The organism is Pantoea sp. SGAir0215 (assembly GCF_043543215.1).
Genome location: NZ_CP028031.1, coordinates 1,774,586 through 1,791,472, shown reverse-complemented (window position 1 = coordinate 1,791,472; position 16,887 = coordinate 1,774,586). Strand labels below are relative to the sequence as shown.

Genomic DNA, 16,887 nt, shown 5'->3' with positions numbered 1-16,887 from the left:
GTTCATCAATCTTCAGGGTAGCTCTGCTACCCTTTTTTACCGGAGTTCGTTATGGGTATCGATTGGAACTGGGGCATTTTTCTCGAACAGGCCCCGTTCGGAAATACCACCTATCTCGGCTGGTTGTGGTCCGGTTTTCAGGTGACAATTGCTGTCTCCTGCTGTGCCTGGATTATCGCTTTCTGCGTAGGTTCATTCTTTGGCATTCTGCGTACCGTGCCTAATCGGCTGCTGGCAACGATTGGCACCTGCTATGTGGAATTGTTTCGTAACATCCCCCTGATCGTGCAGTTCTTCTTCTGGTATCTGGTGGCGCCAGAGCTGGTTGGTCAGAAGCTTGGCATGTGGTTTAAGTCGGAGCTGGATCCCAACCTGCAGTTCTTTATCTCGTCGGTGATCTGTCTGGGCCTGTTTACCGCCGCACGCGTCTGCGAGCAGGTGCGCGCGGCGATTCAGTCTTTGCCGCGGGGACAAAAGAATGCCGGGCTGGCAATGGGCCTGACGCTGCCGCAAACCTATCGCTATGTGTTGCTTCCTAATGCTTACCGCGTGATTGTGCCGCCAATGACGTCAGAAATGCTTAACCTGGTTAAAAACTCGGCGATTGCGTCGACGATCGGCCTGGTGGACATGGCTGCGCAGGCGGGCAAGCTGCTGGACTATTCCGCACACGCCTATGAATCGTTTACGGCCATTACGCTGGCCTACATTGCCATCAACCTGGTGATTATGTTTTTGATGAGCCTGGTTGAGCGCAAAGTGCGTCTGCCCGGCAATATGGGAGGCAAGTGATGTACGCGTTTGACTGGAGTTCCATTCCTCCCAGCCTGCCTTACCTGCTTAATGGTCTGGTCATTACCTTTAAAATCACGCTTACGGCGGTGGTCTTCGGCATCCTGTGGGGCACGCTGCTGGCGGTGATGCGTTTGTCGACCTTCAGGCCCATCAGCTGGTTTGCCAAACTGTACGTTAACCTGTTCCGTTCGGTACCGCTGGTTATGGTGCTGCTGTGGTTTTATCTGGTGGTGCCGAGTTTCCTGCAGCAGGTGCTGGGTATTTCCCCTAAAACCGACATTCGTTTGATTTCGGCAATGGTCGCCTTTTCGCTGTTCGAAGCGGCGTATTATTCGGAAATCATTCGCGCCGGCATCATCAGTATTGCGCGTGGGCAATCCAGCGCGGCGCTGGCGCTGGGCATGACGCAGTGGCAGTCCATGCGCCTGGTGATTCTGCCTCAGGCGTTTCGTGCCATGGTTCCGCTGTTACTGACCCAGGGCATCGTCCTGTTCCAGGATACCTCGTTAGTGTATGTGCTGAGCCTGGCGGACTTCTTCCGCACCGCCTCCACCATCGGTGAGCGTGACGGTACCCAGGTTGAGATGGTGTTGTTTGCCGGTCTGGTCTACTTCGTGATCAGCCTGAGCGCGTCACTGTTGGTCAGCTATCTAAAAAGAAAAAGGACGGTTTAAATGATTAGCCTGAAAAACGTTTCTAAGTGGTATGGTCAATTTCAGGTGCTGACCGACTGCTCTACCGAAGTCAAGACCGGTGAAGTGGTTGTGGTATGCGGGCCGTCAGGCTCGGGCAAATCGACCCTGATCAAAACCGTGAATGGCCTGGAACCTGTGCAACAGGGCAGCATTACGGTAAACGGTACTGAAGTAAACAATAAAAAAACCAATCTGGCCAAGCTGCGCAGTAAGGTCGGCATGGTGTTTCAGCACTTCGAACTGTTCCCTCACCTGAGCATTATTGATAACCTGGTGCTGGCGCAGGTCAAAGTCTTAAAGCGCGACAAAACCGCCGCCCGCGAGAAAGGCCTCAAATTGCTGACTCGCGTGGGCCTGTCAGCGCATGCAGATAAATTTCCCGGCCAGCTCTCGGGCGGTCAGCAGCAGCGTGTCGCGATTGCGCGGGCACTCTGTATGGATCCGATTGCCATGCTGTTTGATGAGCCGACCTCCGCACTCGATCCCGAAATGATCAATGAAGTGCTGGACGTTATGGTCGAACTGGCCCAGGAAGGCATGACCATGATGGTCGTGACACATGAAATGGGCTTCGCCCGTAAGGTGGCCAATCGGGTGATCTTTATGGACGAAGGAAAAATTATCGAAGACACCCATAAAGATGACTTCTTTAATAATCCACAGTCTGAGCGGGCAAAGGATTTCCTGGCAAAAATTCTGCACTAAACATCAGGCGGGCACAAAGCCCGCCTGCTTCTTCTACGGCTCAAAAGGCTGACGATAAAACTGATCGTGATTGCATTCGGGGCAACGTGACAGCGTCTCCGGCGTATAAATGGCGCGAGTGAAGTGGCATTTTTCGCAGACCAGATTGCCCAGGCCCACCACCTCACCACTTTGGTACACACCGTGATGTTGCAAATCCTGAAAAACCTCACGCCACTCTAACTGGCTTTTATCCGTAATATCTGCCAGCTCCTTCCAGATGCTTTCCCGAATCACGCGCATAAAAACGGAGTCAGCGACCGGCTCTTCCGCCTCTGCATAGTTACGGCCAAACTCTGCCAGATCGCGACGCACCGACGTCAGCGCCCGATCGATTTCGTCCGGCGTCAGATCGGAGTGCGCTTGTAAATGACGGCGCCGATCGTCGACTAACGTATCCAGATCGCGATAGCCGTGGCGAAGACGTTCGGTTAATACCGCCAGTGAGGCGTGATATTCCTGGGCCACTTTATTCATTTTATTCTCCTTTTTGCGCTCAGTACCTGTACTAAGTTTAGCTACTTTGTCACATTTGCCCGGCTCGCTGGGTAAGGAAGCGTAAAAGAGTGAAAGCAGGGATGCGTTGACGATAAATCGCCCCCGTAAAAGTGGGAAGTGTTGTTGATGTGCGGCCTTATGGGTATGCTATGCGGATCGTAAAGTCAGCAAAGTGTCATCTATTAAGGACCACAGGCAGCCATGCAAGAGCAATACCGCCCGGAAGAGATTGAATCCCGCGTTCAGCAGCAGTGGGATGAAAACGAAACGTTTAAAGTGACTGAGCAGGAAGGCAAAGAGAAGTACTACTGCCTGTCTATGCTGCCCTATCCTTCTGGCCGCCTGCACATGGGCCACGTTCGTAACTACACCATCGGCGACGTCATTGCGCGTTATCAGCGCATGCTCGGCAAAAACGTGCTGCAGCCAATTGGCTGGGACGCCTTCGGTCTGCCTGCGGAAGGCGCGGCGGTCAAAAACAATACCGCGCCGGCGCCCTGGACTTATGACAACATCGCGTACATGAAAAACCAGCTTAAGCTGCTGGGATTTGGCTATGACTGGAGCCGCGAGCTGGCGACCTGTCAACCGGAGTATTACCGCTGGGAACAGTGGTTCTTCACCAAACTGTATGAAAAAGGCCTGGTGTACAAAAAAACCTCGGCGGTGAACTGGTGCCCGAACGATCAGACCGTACTGGCTAACGAGCAGGTTATCGATGGCTGCTGCTGGCGCTGTGACACCAAAGTCGAGCGCAAAGAGATCCCACAGTGGTTCATTAAAATCACTGATTACGCCGAAGAGCTGTTAAACGATCTGGATACGCTGGAAGAGTGGCCTGAGCAGGTCAAAACCATGCAGCGTAACTGGATCGGCCGTTCTGAAGGGGTGGAAATCACCTTTGACGTGGCAGACAGCAGCGAAAAAGTGACGGTTTATACCACGCGTCCGGACACCTTCTACGGCGCGACCTATGTCGCTGTCGCCGCCGGTCATCCGCTGGCGGCACAGGCGGCGGCCAGCAACCCTGCTCTGGCTGATTTTATCGCAGAATGCCGCAACACCAAGGTAGCCGAAGCCGATATGGCCACCATGGAAAAGAAAGGCATGGCGACAGGCCTGTCTGTCGTGCATCCGTTAACGGGTGAACGCCTGCCTGTCTGGGTCGCGAACTTCGTCCTGATGGAATACGGTACGGGTGCGGTCATGGCCGTGCCGGCGCATGACCAGCGTGACTGGGAATTTGCGACCAAATACGATCTGCCGATCAAACCGGTTATCCTCAATCTGGACGGCAGCGAGCCTGACGTCAGCGCCGCCGCGATGACCGACAAAGGTACGCTGTTTAACTCTGCCGAGTGCAGCGGCCTGGATCACAGTGCCGGTTTTAACGCCATTGCAGATGCGCTGGCGGCAAAAGGCGTTGGCGAGCGTAAAGTCAACTATCGCCTGCGCGACTGGGGCGTTTCTCGTCAGCGTTACTGGGGCGCGCCGATTCCGATGGTAACCCTGGAAGATGGCACCGTCATGCCGACACCAGAAGACCAGTTACCGGTGATTCTGCCGGAAGACGTGGTCATGGACGGCATTACCAGTCCGATTAAAGCCGATCCGGACTGGGCAAAAACCACCGTGAACGGTCAGCCTGCGCTGCGCGAAACCGATACCTTTGACACCTTTATGGAATCGTCGTGGTACTACGCGCGTTATACCTGTGCAGACTATAAGGACGGTATGCTGGACCCGGCTGCAGCAAACTACTGGCTGCCGGTAGATCAGTATGTCGGCGGCATCGAACACGCCATCATGCACCTGATGTATTTCCGCTTCTTCCATAAACTGCTGCGTGATGCAGGCCTGGTGAATTCGAATGAGCCAGCCAAACGTCTGCTGTGCCAGGGCATGGTGTTAGCGGATGCGTTCTATTATCTGGGCGTTAACGGCGAACGTAACTGGGTTTCGCCGGTTGACGTGACTGTCGAGCGCGATGAGAAAGGCCGCATTGTTAAAGCCGTAGATACTCAGGGCCGCGAGGTGATTTACGCGGGCATGAGCAAAATGTCCAAGTCGAAAAACAACGGCATCGATCCCCAGCTGATGGTTGAGCGCTATGGTGCCGATACCGTCCGTCTGTTCATGATGTTTGCCTCGCCTGCGGATATGACGCTGGAGTGGCAGGAATCCGGTGTGGAAGGGGCAAATCGCTTCCTGAAACGTGTCTGGAAACTGGTCTACGATCATTCACAGAAAGGTGCAACGGTTGCCCTGGACGTCGCCAGCCTGAATGACGATCAGAAAGCGTTGCGCCGCGACCTGCACAAAACCATTGCCAAAGTGTCGGATGATATTGGTCGTCGCCAGACCTTTAACACCGCGATTGCGGCGGTCATGGAGCTGATGAACAAGCTGGCGCGTGCGCCGCAGGACAGCGAGCAGGATCGTGCGTTGATGCAGGAGGCCTTACTGGCCGTGACGCGTTTGCTGTATCCGTTCACCCCGCATGCCAGCTACGTGCTGTGGCAGACGCTGGGCGGCGAAGGCACTATCGACAATGCGGAATGGCCAGTGGCGGATGACGCCGCAATGGTCGAAGATTCTCTGCTGGTCGTGGTGCAGGTCAACGGTAAAGTGCGGGGTAAAATTACTGTGGCAGCCGAGGCTACACAGGAGCAGGTTCAGGCGCGCGCTGCTGAGGAGCCCCTGGTGGCGAAATACCTTGATGGTGTGAGCATTCGTAAAGTCATTTATGTACCGGGCAAACTGCTTAACCTGGTTGTGGGTTAAGTTCAGGAGGAACTGTGCGACATCCGATTATCAGGTTGTTTGTCATGCTGGCGGCGGTGATCACCGCTGGCTGTGGTTTTCACCCGCGCGGCACCACTCAGGTGCCGACGGAACTGCGAACGCTGGTCTTAGAAACGGGCGATCCTTACGGGCCGCTGACGCGCGTGGTGCGTCAGCAGTTGCGAATCAACAACGTTAACATCGTTGAAGCGACGCAGAAAAACAGCATGGTCGTACCGACCCTGCGTCTGGGCGGGGAATCTCAGGGTCGAAGCACCGCATCCGTCTTCATCAGCGGCACCACCGCTGAATATCAGATGGCGATGGTGGTTACGGCTCAGGTCTTGATTCCCAACAAAGGGATCTACCCTATCAGCACGACCGTTTATCGCTCGTTCTTTGATAACCCGAACGCGGCCCTGGCGAAAGATGCGGAACAGGACATGATCACCCAGGAGATGCGTCAACGTGCAGCCGAACAACTGGTTCGTAAGCTGTTGGCGGTACATGCGGCCCAGATGGACAGCCCGCAGACATCCTCTTCGTCAACGGTGGCAAAACCGGTTCACTCTGCTGCGGGAACGGCCTCTTCCGCGGCGCCCCTGACGCAATGATCAGGATTTATCCGGAACAACTCAGCGCGCAGCTCCGTGAGGGGCTGCGCGCCTGTTATTTATTAACCGGCAATGAACCTCTGTTGTTGCAGGAAAGTGCGGATGCCATTCGCGCCAGCGCCGTGGCGCAGGGCTTTGAAGAACATGTGAGTTTTACCCTGGATGCACAAACAGACTGGGACAGCCTGTTTGTCAGTTGCCAGTCAATGAGCCTGTTTACTCAGCGACAGACGCTTACATTGCAGTTTCCTGAAAATGGTCCCAATGCCGCCATCGCCGAACATCTGATCACGCTCGCCTCGCTGCTTCATGAGGATATTTTGCTGATTTGCCGGATGGCGAAACTCAGCAAAGCGCAGGAAAACAGCGCCTGGTTTAAAGATCTGTCAGCCCATGCGGTGCTGGTCCCCTGCCAGACGCCGGAGCAGGCGCAACTGCCGCGCTGGGTCACCAGCCGGGCCAAAGCGATGAAGCTCGCGATCGACGATGCGGCGGTCCAGCTACTCTGTTACTGCTACGAAGGTAACCTGCTGGCGCTGGCGCAGGCACTTGAACGTCTGTCTCTTCAGTGGCCCGATGGCAAGCTCACGCTACCGCGCGTTGAAGCCGCAGTCAGTGATGCCGCGCACTTTACGCCTTATCACTGGGTCGACGCGCTACTGGCAGGCAAGAGCCGTCGCGCACTGCATATCCTGCAACAGTTGGAAAGTGAAGACAGCGAAGTGACGATATTGCTGCGGGCGCTGCAGCGCGATCTGATGACTCTGCTGCACCTGCAACGTCATCAGACACAGCAACCTCTGCGTACACTGATGGATCAACAGCGCATCTGGCAAAATCGCCGTCCTCTCTTTACTGAGGCGTTGCAGCGCCTTGATGCAGCGCGCTTACAACAGGCAATCCATCTGTTGACGCAAATCGAAATTACGCTGAAACAGGATTATGGACAATCGGTCTGGCCACAGTTGCAAACGCTGTCGATGCTGATTGCCAACCGTGCTTTTCCCGCGAGTTTTGCCCATGTCTGATTTACACGCCCTGTTTGGCGGCACCTTCGACCCGATCCATTTCGGCCATTTACGCCCGGCAGAAGCGCTGGCGCAGCAAACTGGCCTGGCCCGGGTTACCCTGTTGCCCAACAATGTGCCGCCGCACCGGCCGCAGCCGGAAGCCAGTCCGCAACAGCGCCTGGCGATGCTGCGGTGCGCTATTCGCGATCTGCCGCTTTTTGATATCGATACGCGCGAACTGCAACGGGACACGCCCTCATGGACTGTCGATACGTTAGAAGCCATACGGGCTGAACGTGGCGATCAGCCGTTAGGGTTTATTATCGGTCAGGACTCATTACTGACGCTTGCAAAATGGCATCGCTGGCAGGATTTACTGAGCCTGTGTCATCTGCTGGTGTGCCAGCGACCAGGCTATCCGACTGAGATGGCGACGCCGGACATGCAGGACTGGCTGGACAGACACGTGATCCACGATCCTCAGGAACTGCAGCAGCGTCCGGCTGGCGGCATCTGGCTGGCAGAAACCCCGCGCTATGCCATTTCAGCTACCGAAATTCGCAAGCGTCGTCATCAGCATCTCGCCTGTGACGATTTACTGCCCGCCTCGGTAATCGACTATATCGACCGCGCCGGCTTATATCGCGACTGATATGGGCGTGATATACTACGCCGCTAAATTTTTCGGCTGTATCCCGGGCGTCAGCCAGCCCGCTCTCACCAGTTTTTAAAGGGGAACCTTTTGCAAGGTAAAGCACTCCAAGAGTTCGTTGTTGATAAGATTGATGATTTGAAAGGTCAGAACATCGTCACCCTCGACGTTCAGGGTAAATCAAGCATTACTGATTTCATGATCATCTGCACCGGCACCTCGACGCGCCACGTTACCTCAATCGCTGAACACGTTGAGCAGGAATCCCGCGCCGCCGGCCTGATGCCGCTGGGCGTTGAAGGCAAGACGGCCGCTGACTGGGTTGTGGTCGACCTCGGTGAAGTCATCGTGCATGTGATGCAGGAAGAGAGCCGTCAGTTATATGAACTGGAAAAGCTCTGGGGTTAAGCGGTGAAATTGCAGCTTGTTGCCGTCGGCACCAAAATGCCTGACTGGGTGCAGACCGGTTTTATGGAATACCTGCGTCGTTTTCCCAAAGACATGCCGTTTGAACTGACGGAAGTTCCGGCGGGCAAACGGGGTAAAAATGCCGACATCAAACGCATCCTGGAAAAGGAAGGTGAAGCGATGCTGGCCGCCACAGGTAAAGGCAACCGGATTGTCACGCTGGATATTCCCGGACAGCCCTGGGAAACCCCACAGTTGGCCCAACAGCTGGAACGCTGGAAACAGGATGGCCGCGATGTCAGCCTGCTGATTGGCGGCCCGGAAGGGTTAGCGCCAGCCTGCAAAGCGGCGGCGGAACAGAGCTGGTCGCTTTCGGCCTTAACGTTGCCTCATCCGCTGGTGCGCGTGCTGGTTGCCGAAAGCCTCTATCGCGCATGGAGCATTACGACAAATCATCCTTATCATCGTGAATAACCGATAAGCTCACTCCAGACATTACAAGTAGCGGATGAAATTACAAAGCAACGCCTTTCGCGATTACAGCGCCGAACAAAAAGTCTTTGTCCGCAGGGCTTTTATTGCTTTTGTCGGCGTCTTACTGCTCTCCTCCGTGCTGGTGGTTAATCTCTATCACCTGCAGATTTTACGTTTCGACGATTACAGTACCCGCTCCAACGAAAACCGAATCAAACTGGTGCCGGTCGCGCCCAGCCGCGGCATCATCTATGACCGCACGGGTACGCCGCTGGCCCTGAACCGGACCATTTACCAGGCGGAACTGGTGCCGGAAAAGGTCGATGACCTGAAACAAACCCTGCAAAATCTGCGTCCGGTCCTCGAACTCACCGATGAGGATATCGAGGCGTTTGAAAAAGAGCGTAAACGTTCACGCCGCTTCACGTCGATTCCGGTTAAAACCGGGTTGAATGAGGTGCAGGTGGCGCGCTTTGCGGTAAATCAGTATCGCTTTCCTGGCGTAGAAGTGAAAGGCTACCAGCGCCGCTACTATCCCTATGGCCAGACACTGACTCATGTTGTGGGCTATGTGTCGAAAATTAACGACCGCGACGTAGCCCGTCTGGATAAAGAGGGAAAATGGCCCAACTATGCGGCGACGCATGATATCGGCAAACTCGGTATCGAAGCCTATTACGAAGACCTGCTGCATGGCAAAACCGGCTATGAAGAGGTCGAAGTTAACAACCGTGGCCGGGTCATACGGCAGTTGCACGAGCAGTCGCCCCAGGCCGGTCGTGATATTTATCTGACTATCGATCTCAAACTGCAGCAGTATATCGAGACGCTGCTGGCCGGTAGTCGTGCAGCGGTCGTGGTCAGCGATCCGCGCACCGGTGAGATTCTGGCGATGGTGTCGACCCCCAGCTACGATCCCAACCTGTTCGTTGACGGCATTTCCAGCAAAGACTATCGCGGCTTGCTGAACGATGAAAATCGCCCACTCTATAACCGCGCGATTCAGGCCGCTTATCCGCCTGCTTCTACCGTTAAACCCTATGTTGCCGTCTCCGCCCTGAGTGCGGGGGTGATTAACCGCAATACCAGCCTGTTCGATCCTGGCTGGTGGCAACTCCCCGGCTCCGAGAAACGCTACCGTGACTGGAAAAAATGGGGACATGGTCGCCTGAATGTCACCAAATCGCTGGAAGAGTCCGCTGATACCTTCTTTTATCAGGTTGCCTATGACATGGGCATCGATCGCCTGTCGGAGTGGATGACGAAATTTGGCTATGGCATGCGCACCGGCGTTGACCTGCCTCAGGAAAGCGCTGGCAACATGCCGACGCGTGACTGGAAAATGCGTCGCTTTAAAAAGCCCTGGTATCAAGGCGATACCATTCCAGTCGGCATCGGTCAGGGTTACTGGACAGCGACACCGTTGCAGATGAACAAAGCGATGATGATTCTTATCAACGACGGCATCATCAAAGTGCCGCATTTGCTGCGCGCGACCCGTGAAGGCCGTACGCTGGTGCCTTATCGTCAGCCGCCTTCCCAGCCGATTGGCGATATCCACTCTGGCTACTGGGAAATTGCCAAAGACGGCATGTACGGCGTCGCCAACCGGCCAAACGGCACGGCCCACAAAAGCTTTGCCGATGCGCCTTACAAAATTGCCGCGAAGTCCGGTACCGCACAGGTCTTCGGTCTGAAAGAGAACGAAACGTATAATGCGCATAAAATCGCTGAACGCTTACGTGACCATAAGCTGATGACCGCTTTCGCGCCTTACGATAAACCACGCGTTGCCGTCACCATGATTCTGGAAAACGGCGGGGCCGGTCCGGCAGTGGGCACGGTCATGCGCCAGATTCTGGATCACATTATGTTAGGCGATAACAATACTGTCCTGCCGGATGCTGCGCCTACACCACCTGGCTATGAAGGTGAATAATCATGTCGATGAATGACAGCCCGCAGAAGCGGACGATCTGGATGCGCATGCACATTGATCCGCTGTTTATGCTGATCATCCTTGCGCTACTGACCTACAGCGCCATTGTTATCTGGAGTGCCAGCGGCCAGGATCCCGGCATGATGGAACGTAAACTGGGCCAGATCGCTATGGGATTAGTGGTGATGCTGGTGCTGGCGCAGGTCCCGCCGCGAGTGTATGAAGGCTGGGCACCTTATCTGTATATTATCTGCGTCATTCTGCTGATCGCGGTGGATGCTTTTGGGCAAATCAGTAAAGGCGCACAGCGCTGGCTGGATTTGGGGTTTGTCCGCTTTCAGCCTTCCGAGATCGCCAAAATTGCGGTGCCGTTAATGGTGGCGCGTTTTATTAACCGCGATGTCTGTCCACCTACCCTGAAGAATACCGCAATTGCGCTGGTGCTGATTTTTCTTCCCACACTGCTGGTGGCCGCACAGCCTGACCTCGGCACCTCGATTCTTATCGCCGCGTCCGGGCTGTTTGTGCTGTTTCTGTCGGGCATGAGCTGGAAACTGATTGGCATTGCCGTCCTGCTGGTCGCAGCCTTTATTCCTATCCTGTGGTTCTTCCTGATGCATGATTATCAGCGAGACCGCGTGATGATGCTGCTTGATCCGGAAAGCGACCCATTGGGCGCGGGCTATCACATCATTCAGTCAAAAATCGCCATTGGCTCCGGCGGCTTGCGCGGTAAAGGCTGGCTGCACGGTACTCAGTCACAGCTGGAATTCTTGCCGGAACGTCATACGGACTTTATTTTTGCCGTGCTGGCCGAAGAGCTGGGTCTGGTTGGCGTGTTGTTACTGCTGGTGCTCTACCTGCTGTTAATCATGCGCGGCCTGATCGTCGCCGCCCGGGCACAGACCACCTTTGGGCGCGTCATGGCGGGCGGATTAATGTTGATTTTATTCGTCTATGTTTTCGTTAACATTGGCATGGTTAGTGGTATCTTACCGGTGGTTGGCGTTCCGCTGCCGCTGGTCAGCTATGGCGGCTCGGCGCTTATTGTGCTTATGGCGGGATTTGGCATCGTAATGTCGATCCACACACACCGAAAAATGTTATCTAAAAGTGTTTAAGAGGTCGCAGATGCGTAAGGACTGGCTTGGCGTTGTATTGGCTTCAATGGTGTTGGCTGCATGTTCTACCCAGGAACCGCAACAGCAGAGTGCTCCACCCCAGCCCGCCTACAATGGCCCGGTGGTGGAAATTCCTGGCGTTGAGCCGCGTTATGAGCCGGTCAATCCGTCGACCAGTCAGGACTACAGCGTCAATGGCAAGACTTATCACATCATCAAAAATCCGGCTAACTACAGTGAAGTCGGATTAGCAGCCTGGTATGGCGACGAAGCCCAGGGCAGCCGTACCGCCATCGGCGAGGCTTTTGATCCGGATGCCTTGACCGCCGCGCATCCGACACTGCCGCTGCCAAGTTATGTGCGCGTCACGAATCTGGCCAACGGACGTCAGATTGTCGTGCGCGTTAACGATCGTGGCCCTTACACGCCAGGACGCATTATCGATCTGTCGCGTGCGGCCGGCGATCGTCTGAACATCTCCAATAACACCCGCGTCCGCGTGGATTACATCAGCGTCGCGCCAGATGGCACGCTCTCGGGTCCGGGTACTATCGGCACTGTTGTGGCAAAACAGAGTTACGCCCTGCCCGCGCGTCCCGATCTGAACGGCCCAGTCATGAGTTCGCCCTCCGTCATGAACGGCGGCGGTCAGACGCAAACGGCACCGGCAATGGAAACGGCACCTGCCGCACAGGACGTGTCGCCTATCAGTAATGCGACGCTGAAAACGGACAATGCCATGGGCGCGCCCGTTCAGAGCAGTGGTTTCCTGGGGGCCCCTCAGCCCTTACCGAGCGGTGTTCTGGAAGGCAGTGAGCCAGAGGCGGCCCCCGCCGCTGCCGCACCGGTGGTTGCCAGCGCCGCCGCGCCTCACGCCGCTTCAGCCAGCCAGAGCAGCAGCGCTTCGCTGTCCGGCTATGTCGTCCAGGTCAGCGCTATCAATGATGCTGCACGTGCGCGCCAGCTGCTCAGCAGTCTGCGCCAGCGCTTCGGCGTACCCGGCGCAGTGGAAAACGCGGGGAACAACGTCTATCGCGTACAGCTCGGCGGTTACAAAACCCGTGCCGAAGCTGTGGCGCTACAGCAGCGCCTGAGCCGTGAGGGCCAGAGCGCGGCTTTTGTGACCACCGCAGGTCGTTAAACAACAGCTTTACTCATGACTGGTAACGTCTGTTAACAACCCAGTTATCAAGCCGGATGCCTGTTAATCAGGCATTTGTTATGATGAATGACTTTTTTTAACCCTAAACCCATGGATGTTGTCGTCCCACACATGAACACGCTGAAACCTTCTCGTTTGTTAAAACGCCTGACAGTGGGATCACTGATCGCTTTCTCTCTCAGCCATGCCGCCATTGCTGATGATGTCAATCTTAAGACCATGATTCCGGGCGTTCCGGATATTGATGCGGAAGCCTACGTTCTAATCGACTACAACTCAGGCAAAGTGCTGGCTGAAAAGAACGCCGATGCACGCCGCGATCCCGCCAGTCTGACGAAGATGATGACCAGCTACGTGATCGGTCAGGCAGTGAAAGCCGGGAAAATTCATCAGGACGATATGGTGACTGTTGGTCAGGATGCCTGGGCAACGGGCAATCCGGTCTTTAAAGGATCATCACTGATGTTCCTGAAACCCGGCGATCGCGTACCGGTTTCTCAGTTAACGCGCGGTATCGTCCTGCAGTCTGGTAATGATGCCTGCGTCGCGATGGCGGACTATGTTGCCGGCAGCCAGGATGCTTTCGTAGGGCTGATGAACAACTACGTGAAAGCGCTGGGTCTGCAGAACACGCACTTCCAGACCGTCCATGGCCTGGACGCCGAAGGCCAATACAGCTCCGCCCGTGATATGGCGTTGATTGGTCAGGCGCTTATCCGCGATGTGCCGGAAGAGTATGCGGTTTACAAAGAAAAAGAGTTTACCTTCAACAACATTCGCCAGATGAACCGTAATGGTCTGCTGTGGGATACCAGTCTGTCAGTTGACGGGATCAAAACCGGCCACACCGCAGCGGCGGGCTATAACCTGGTTGCCTCTGCGACAGAAGGTCAGATGCGCCTGATTTCCGCCGTAATGGGTGGACATACCTTTAAGGGCCGTGAAACCGAAAGCAAAAAGCTGCTGACCTGGGGCTTCCGCTTCTTTGAAACGGTTGCACCGTTGAAAGCCGGCAAAGAGTTTGCCTCTGAGCCCGTGTGGTTTGGTAACAGCGATCGCGTACAGCTGGGCGTGGAAAAAGATGCGTATCTGACCATTCCTCGTGGCCGTATGAAAGACCTGAAAGCCAGCTATGTGCTGAGCAATACTGAACTGCATGCGCCGTTGAAGAAAAATCAGGTTGTGGGCAGCATCAACTTCCAGTTAGATGGCAAAACCATCGATCAACGCCCTCTGGTGGTGCTGAACGAAGTCTCTGAAGGCGGCTTCTTTAGCCGTATCGTTGACTACATCAAACTGATGTTCCATCACTGGTTTGGTTAAAGGTGCATGGCGGCGGTTGAAAAACCGCCACCTCGCCCCCATTACAGGTTAATATGATGCTCCCGCTTCGGCGGGAGCCTGTTTTTTAAGTACCGGAGTGATTATGAAAACCAAACTGAATGAACTGCTCGAATTCCCGACCCCGTTTACCTATAAAGTGATGGGGCTGGCACAACCGGAGCTGGTTGATTTGGTGCTTGAAGTGGTGCAGCGCCATGCTCCCGGCGATTACAGCCCTGAGGTGAAACCGAGCAGCAAGGGTAATTATCACTCGGTCAACGTCACCATTAATGCGACACATATCGAACAGGTTGAAACCCTGTATGAAGAACTGGGCAAAATTGAAATCGTGCGCATGGTGTTGTAACACTGTCAGTCATACTACCAACGGGCCATGTCGGTGCTACCGGCTGGCCCGTTTTTGTTTGCTGACCGCGCCGGTGCGGCGGAAAACGTCTCAGCCTTCCTTTTACGCTCATCATTTCACTTCCGCGCGGCCGGCGTTATACTCAGCCTCTGCCCTCTTAACGGATATTCGTTTTGTCAGCTGAAACGCTCCTTATTCGCCAGCCTGGTTTATGTGACTGGCAGTTAACCTCAGACGCGATGCATCGCTACACCGACCAGCGCGACGCCGAAAGCCGTGATGAAGTCTGGCTGGTTGAACACCCGCCGGTCTTTACCCAGGGCCAGGCAGGCAAAGCCGAGCACCTGTTGATGCCCGGCTCGATTCCGGTGGTACAGAGCGATCGCGGCGGCCAGGTGACCTATCACGGTCCGGGCCAGCAGATCATGTATGTGCTGATCGATGTTAAACGTCGCAAAACCGGCGTGCGTCAGCTTGTCACCGCGTTAGAAGAAACGGTGATCGCCGTACTGGACAGCTTTGGTGTGGCGGCTCGGGCGCGCGCCGATGCACCCGGCGTTTATGTCGGAGAAGAAAAAATCTGCTCGCTGGGCCTGCGCATTCGCAAAGGATGCTCGTTTCATGGGCTGGCTCTCAATGTCGATATGGATCTCAGCCCGTTTTTGCGTATCAACCCCTGCGGTTACGCGGGCATGCACATGACGCAGTTAAAACATTTTTGCCCGGAGGTCACGCTGGCGGATGTCCGCCCACGGCTTGCCGAGACCTTCGCCCGCCAGTTAGGTTATCAGCAGGTGGAATGGCATGAGGCGGAACCGGCCTTACCTTGACGGTGCGTGCGTATTTACAAATATGTAACTTATCACGCACGTCTGTGGCTGCTTCCTGGCCGCTGAGATGATATAATTTTTGCACTTTTTTCAAATAAAGTTGAAAGCCGCCTTCTCGGGTTGAGTGAGACAGCTTTCAAATCGCAATCCGACCGGAACCTGCTGATTTATGAGTAAACCAATTCAGATGGAACGCGGCGTCAAATACCGTGACGCAGACAAAATGGCGCTGATCCCGGTGAAAACCGTGGCCGTTGACCGGCAAGAAATCTTACGCAAGCCGGAGTGGATGAAAATCAAACTGCCTGCGGACTCCAGTCGTATTCAGGGCATTAAAGCGGCGATGCGTAAAAACGGTCTGCACTCTGTTTGTGAAGAAGCCTCCTGCCCTAACCTTGCCGAATGCTTTAACCACGGTACCGCCACCTTTATGATTCTGGGTGCAATTTGTACCCGCCGTTGCCCGTTCTGCGATGTGGCACACGGTCGCCCCAACGCGCCCGACGCGAATGAACCCGGTAAGCTGGCACAGACCATTGCCGACATGGCATTGCGCTATGTGGTAATCACCTCCGTGGACCGCGACGATCTGCGCGACGGCGGTGCTCAGCATTTTGCGGACTGTATTACCGCCATCCGCGAAAAAAGCCCTAATATCAAGATCGAAACGCTGGTACCCGACTTCCGTGGTCGCATGGATCGTGCGCTCGAGATTCTGACTGCCACCCCACCGGATGTGTTTAACCACAACCTTGAGAACGTGCCGCGTGTATACCGTCAGGTGCGTCCGGGTGCCAACTATGAATGGTCGCTGAAGCTGCTGGAGCGTTTTAAAGAGGCGCATCCTGATGTACCGACGAAATCCGGTTTAATGGTTGGTCTGGGTGAAACCAATGCTGAAATCATTGAGGTCATGCGCGATCTGCGTCGTCACGGTGTGACAATGCTTACTCTGGGACAGTACTTGCAGCCCAGCCGTCACCATTTACCTGTTCAGCGTTATGTCAGCCCGGCGGAGTTCGATGAAATGAAAGAAGAAGCGCTGGCGATGGGCTTTACCCACGCGGCCTGTGGACCCTTTGTGCGTTCTTCTTATCACGCGGATATGCAGGCAAAAGGGCTGGAAGTGAAATAAGCATTTGCCGTTGTGTCAGGTGCAGAAAAAACAAAAACCAGATTGTCCGCAATCTGGTTTTTTTCTGCAGTCAGAAATAAAAAGTAACACTTCTGTCATTCTGACGCGGTCTTACTCTTTATGAGAAACGCGTTCTGCAGGGGTTTCTTCCGCTGAGGTACGTGCTGCACTGGAATCTTCGTCTTTCATAGCCTTTTTAAAGCCTTTGATTGCGGAGCCCAGATCGCCACCCAGAGAGCGTAACTTGTTGGTGCCAAAAAGCAGTACGATAAGCGCACCGATAATCAGCAGCTTGGCAATACTGATACCTTCCATATTTAACCTTATAATCTGACG

General features: G+C 54.9%; 18 protein-coding genes. 16 read left to right on the top strand and 2 right to left on the bottom strand.

The genetic code is table 11. The features are described from left to right. The first annotated feature begins 51 nt into the window (after nt 1-51). Genes C1N64_RS08425 through C1N64_RS08415 form a run of 3 tightly spaced genes read left to right on the top strand, consistent with a single transcriptional unit; the run spans nt 52 to nt 2,195 of the window. Complete coding sequence (locus C1N64_RS08425) at nt 52-792, top strand: amino acid ABC transporter permease (protein ID WP_006118418.1); 741 nt, start codon at nt 52-54, stop codon at nt 790-792. Continuing rightward, a complete protein-coding gene (gene gltK, locus C1N64_RS08420; RefSeq protein ID WP_006118417.1) occupies nt 792-1,469 on the top strand; it encodes a glutamate/aspartate ABC transporter permease GltK in 678 nt (225 codons plus the stop codon). Before C1N64_RS08425 ends, gltK begins: the two co-directional genes overlap by 1 nt. Next, the gene (locus tag C1N64_RS08415) at nt 1,470-2,195 is read left to right on the top strand and encodes an amino acid ABC transporter ATP-binding protein (RefSeq protein WP_039342886.1); all 726 of its coding nucleotides are present in this window, start codon (nt 1,470-1,472) and stop codon (nt 2,193-2,195) included. A 33-nt stretch (nt 2,196-2,228) separates the two neighbouring features. Here C1N64_RS08415 and C1N64_RS08410 read toward each other — a convergent pair whose 3' ends face one another. Next, nucleotides 2,229-2,711 carry a zinc ribbon-containing protein gene (locus C1N64_RS08410; RefSeq protein ID WP_394515407.1) on the bottom strand — a complete coding sequence of 161 codons (483 nt, stop codon included), beginning with the start codon at nt 2,709-2,711 and terminating at the stop codon, nt 2,229-2,231. 222 nt (nt 2,712-2,933) lie between these two features. Between C1N64_RS08410 and leuS the strand changes: the two genes are divergently transcribed. The 13 genes from leuS (at nt 2,934) to lipA (ending at nt 16,551) form a co-directional block, all read left to right on the top strand. Next, nucleotides 2,934-5,516 (top strand): leucine--tRNA ligase, encoded by a 2,583-nt coding sequence (leuS, locus tag C1N64_RS08405; RefSeq protein WP_039342889.1) that lies wholly within the window; start codon nt 2,934-2,936, stop codon nt 5,514-5,516. A 14-nt stretch (nt 5,517-5,530) separates the two neighbouring features. Then, on the top strand, nt 5,531-6,130 hold the full coding sequence (gene lptE, locus C1N64_RS08400; protein ID WP_006118413.1) for an LPS assembly lipoprotein LptE: 600 nt from the start codon (nt 5,531-5,533) through the stop codon (nt 6,128-6,130). Beyond that, nucleotides 6,127-7,158 (top strand): DNA polymerase III subunit delta, encoded by a 1,032-nt coding sequence (holA, locus tag C1N64_RS08395; protein WP_394515406.1) that lies wholly within the window; start codon nt 6,127-6,129, stop codon nt 7,156-7,158. Before lptE ends, holA begins: the two co-directional genes overlap by 4 nt. Next, nucleotides 7,151-7,792, top strand: a complete 642-nt coding sequence (nadD, locus tag C1N64_RS08390; protein WP_006118411.1) for a nicotinate-nucleotide adenylyltransferase — start codon at nt 7,151-7,153, stop codon at nt 7,790-7,792. Before holA ends, nadD begins: the two co-directional genes overlap by 8 nt. 90 nt (nt 7,793-7,882) lie before the next feature. Further along, complete coding sequence (gene rsfS / locus C1N64_RS08385) at nt 7,883-8,200, top strand: ribosome silencing factor (RefSeq protein WP_006118410.1); 318 nt, start codon at nt 7,883-7,885, stop codon at nt 8,198-8,200. A 3-nt stretch (nt 8,201-8,203) separates the two neighbouring features. Then, nucleotides 8,204-8,674, top strand: a complete 471-nt coding sequence (rlmH, locus tag C1N64_RS08380) for a 23S rRNA (pseudouridine(1915)-N(3))-methyltransferase RlmH (protein WP_006118409.1) — start codon at nt 8,204-8,206, stop codon at nt 8,672-8,674. Between the two features lie 34 nt (nt 8,675-8,708). Then, a complete protein-coding gene (gene mrdA, locus C1N64_RS08375; RefSeq protein ID WP_033737455.1) occupies nt 8,709-10,613 on the top strand; it encodes a peptidoglycan DD-transpeptidase MrdA in 1,905 nt (634 codons plus the stop codon). Between the two features lie 8 nt (nt 10,614-10,621). After that, entirely contained in the window at nt 10,622-11,734 is a 1,113-nt protein-coding gene (gene mrdB / locus C1N64_RS08370) for a peptidoglycan glycosyltransferase MrdB (RefSeq protein ID WP_006118407.1), read from the top strand. 10 nt (nt 11,735-11,744) lie between these two features. Next, nucleotides 11,745-12,875 carry an endolytic peptidoglycan transglycosylase RlpA gene (gene rlpA / locus C1N64_RS08365; RefSeq protein WP_054687999.1) on the top strand — a complete coding sequence of 377 codons (1,131 nt, stop codon included), beginning with the start codon at nt 11,745-11,747 and terminating at the stop codon, nt 12,873-12,875. A gap of 132 nt (nt 12,876-13,007) precedes the next feature. Next, on the top strand, nt 13,008-14,219 hold the full coding sequence (gene dacA, locus C1N64_RS08360; protein WP_006118405.1) for a D-alanyl-D-alanine carboxypeptidase DacA: 1,212 nt from the start codon (nt 13,008-13,010) through the stop codon (nt 14,217-14,219). A 103-nt stretch (nt 14,220-14,322) separates the two neighbouring features. After that, a complete protein-coding gene (gene ybeD, locus C1N64_RS08355; RefSeq protein WP_006118404.1) occupies nt 14,323-14,586 on the top strand; it encodes a DUF493 family protein YbeD in 264 nt (87 codons plus the stop codon). Between the two features lie 173 nt (nt 14,587-14,759). Further along, complete coding sequence (gene lipB, locus C1N64_RS08350) at nt 14,760-15,416, top strand: lipoyl(octanoyl) transferase LipB (RefSeq protein WP_006118403.1); 657 nt, start codon at nt 14,760-14,762, stop codon at nt 15,414-15,416. Between the two features lie 169 nt (nt 15,417-15,585). After that, nucleotides 15,586-16,551: a lipoyl synthase gene (lipA, locus tag C1N64_RS08345; protein WP_006118402.1), complete on the top strand. Its 966-nt coding sequence runs from the start codon at nt 15,586-15,588 to the stop codon at nt 16,549-16,551. A 111-nt stretch (nt 16,552-16,662) separates the two neighbouring features. Here the strand turns inward: lipA and tatE are convergent, their stop codons facing one another. Further along, entirely contained in the window at nt 16,663-16,866 is a 204-nt protein-coding gene (gene tatE / locus C1N64_RS08340) for a twin-arginine translocase subunit TatE (RefSeq protein ID WP_006118401.1), read from the bottom strand. Nucleotides 16,867-16,887 lie beyond the last annotated feature (21 nt).

Bases quoted from the DNA above. Each gene is read 5' to 3' on its own strand.
- C1N64_RS08425 (WP_006118418.1), top strand. From the start codon at position 52: ATGGGTATCGATTGGAACTGGGGCATTTTTCTCGAACAGGCCCCGTTC.
- gltK (WP_006118417.1), top strand. From the start codon at position 792: ATGTACGCGTTTGACTGGAGTTCCATTCCTCCCAGCCTGCCTTACCTG.
- C1N64_RS08415 (WP_039342886.1), top strand. From the start codon at position 1,470: ATGATTAGCCTGAAAAACGTTTCTAAGTGGTATGGTCAATTTCAGGTG.
- C1N64_RS08410 (WP_394515407.1), bottom strand. From the start codon at position 2,711: ATGAATAAAGTGGCCCAGGAATATCACGCCTCACTGGCGGTATTAACC.
- leuS (WP_039342889.1), top strand. From the start codon at position 2,934: ATGCAAGAGCAATACCGCCCGGAAGAGATTGAATCCCGCGTTCAGCAG.
- holA (WP_394515406.1), top strand. From the start codon at position 6,127: ATGATCAGGATTTATCCGGAACAACTCAGCGCGCAGCTCCGTGAGGGG.
- nadD (WP_006118411.1), top strand. From the start codon at position 7,151: ATGTCTGATTTACACGCCCTGTTTGGCGGCACCTTCGACCCGATCCAT.
- mrdA (WP_033737455.1), top strand. From the start codon at position 8,709: ATGAAATTACAAAGCAACGCCTTTCGCGATTACAGCGCCGAACAAAAA.
- mrdB (WP_006118407.1), top strand. From the start codon at position 10,622: ATGAATGACAGCCCGCAGAAGCGGACGATCTGGATGCGCATGCACATT.
- rlpA (WP_054687999.1), top strand. From the start codon at position 11,745: ATGCGTAAGGACTGGCTTGGCGTTGTATTGGCTTCAATGGTGTTGGCT.
- dacA (WP_006118405.1), top strand. From the start codon at position 13,008: ATGAACACGCTGAAACCTTCTCGTTTGTTAAAACGCCTGACAGTGGGA.
- ybeD (WP_006118404.1), top strand. From the start codon at position 14,323: ATGAAAACCAAACTGAATGAACTGCTCGAATTCCCGACCCCGTTTACC.
- lipA (WP_006118402.1), top strand. From the start codon at position 15,586: ATGAGTAAACCAATTCAGATGGAACGCGGCGTCAAATACCGTGACGCA.
- tatE (WP_006118401.1), bottom strand. From the start codon at position 16,866: ATGGAAGGTATCAGTATTGCCAAGCTGCTGATTATCGGTGCGCTTATC.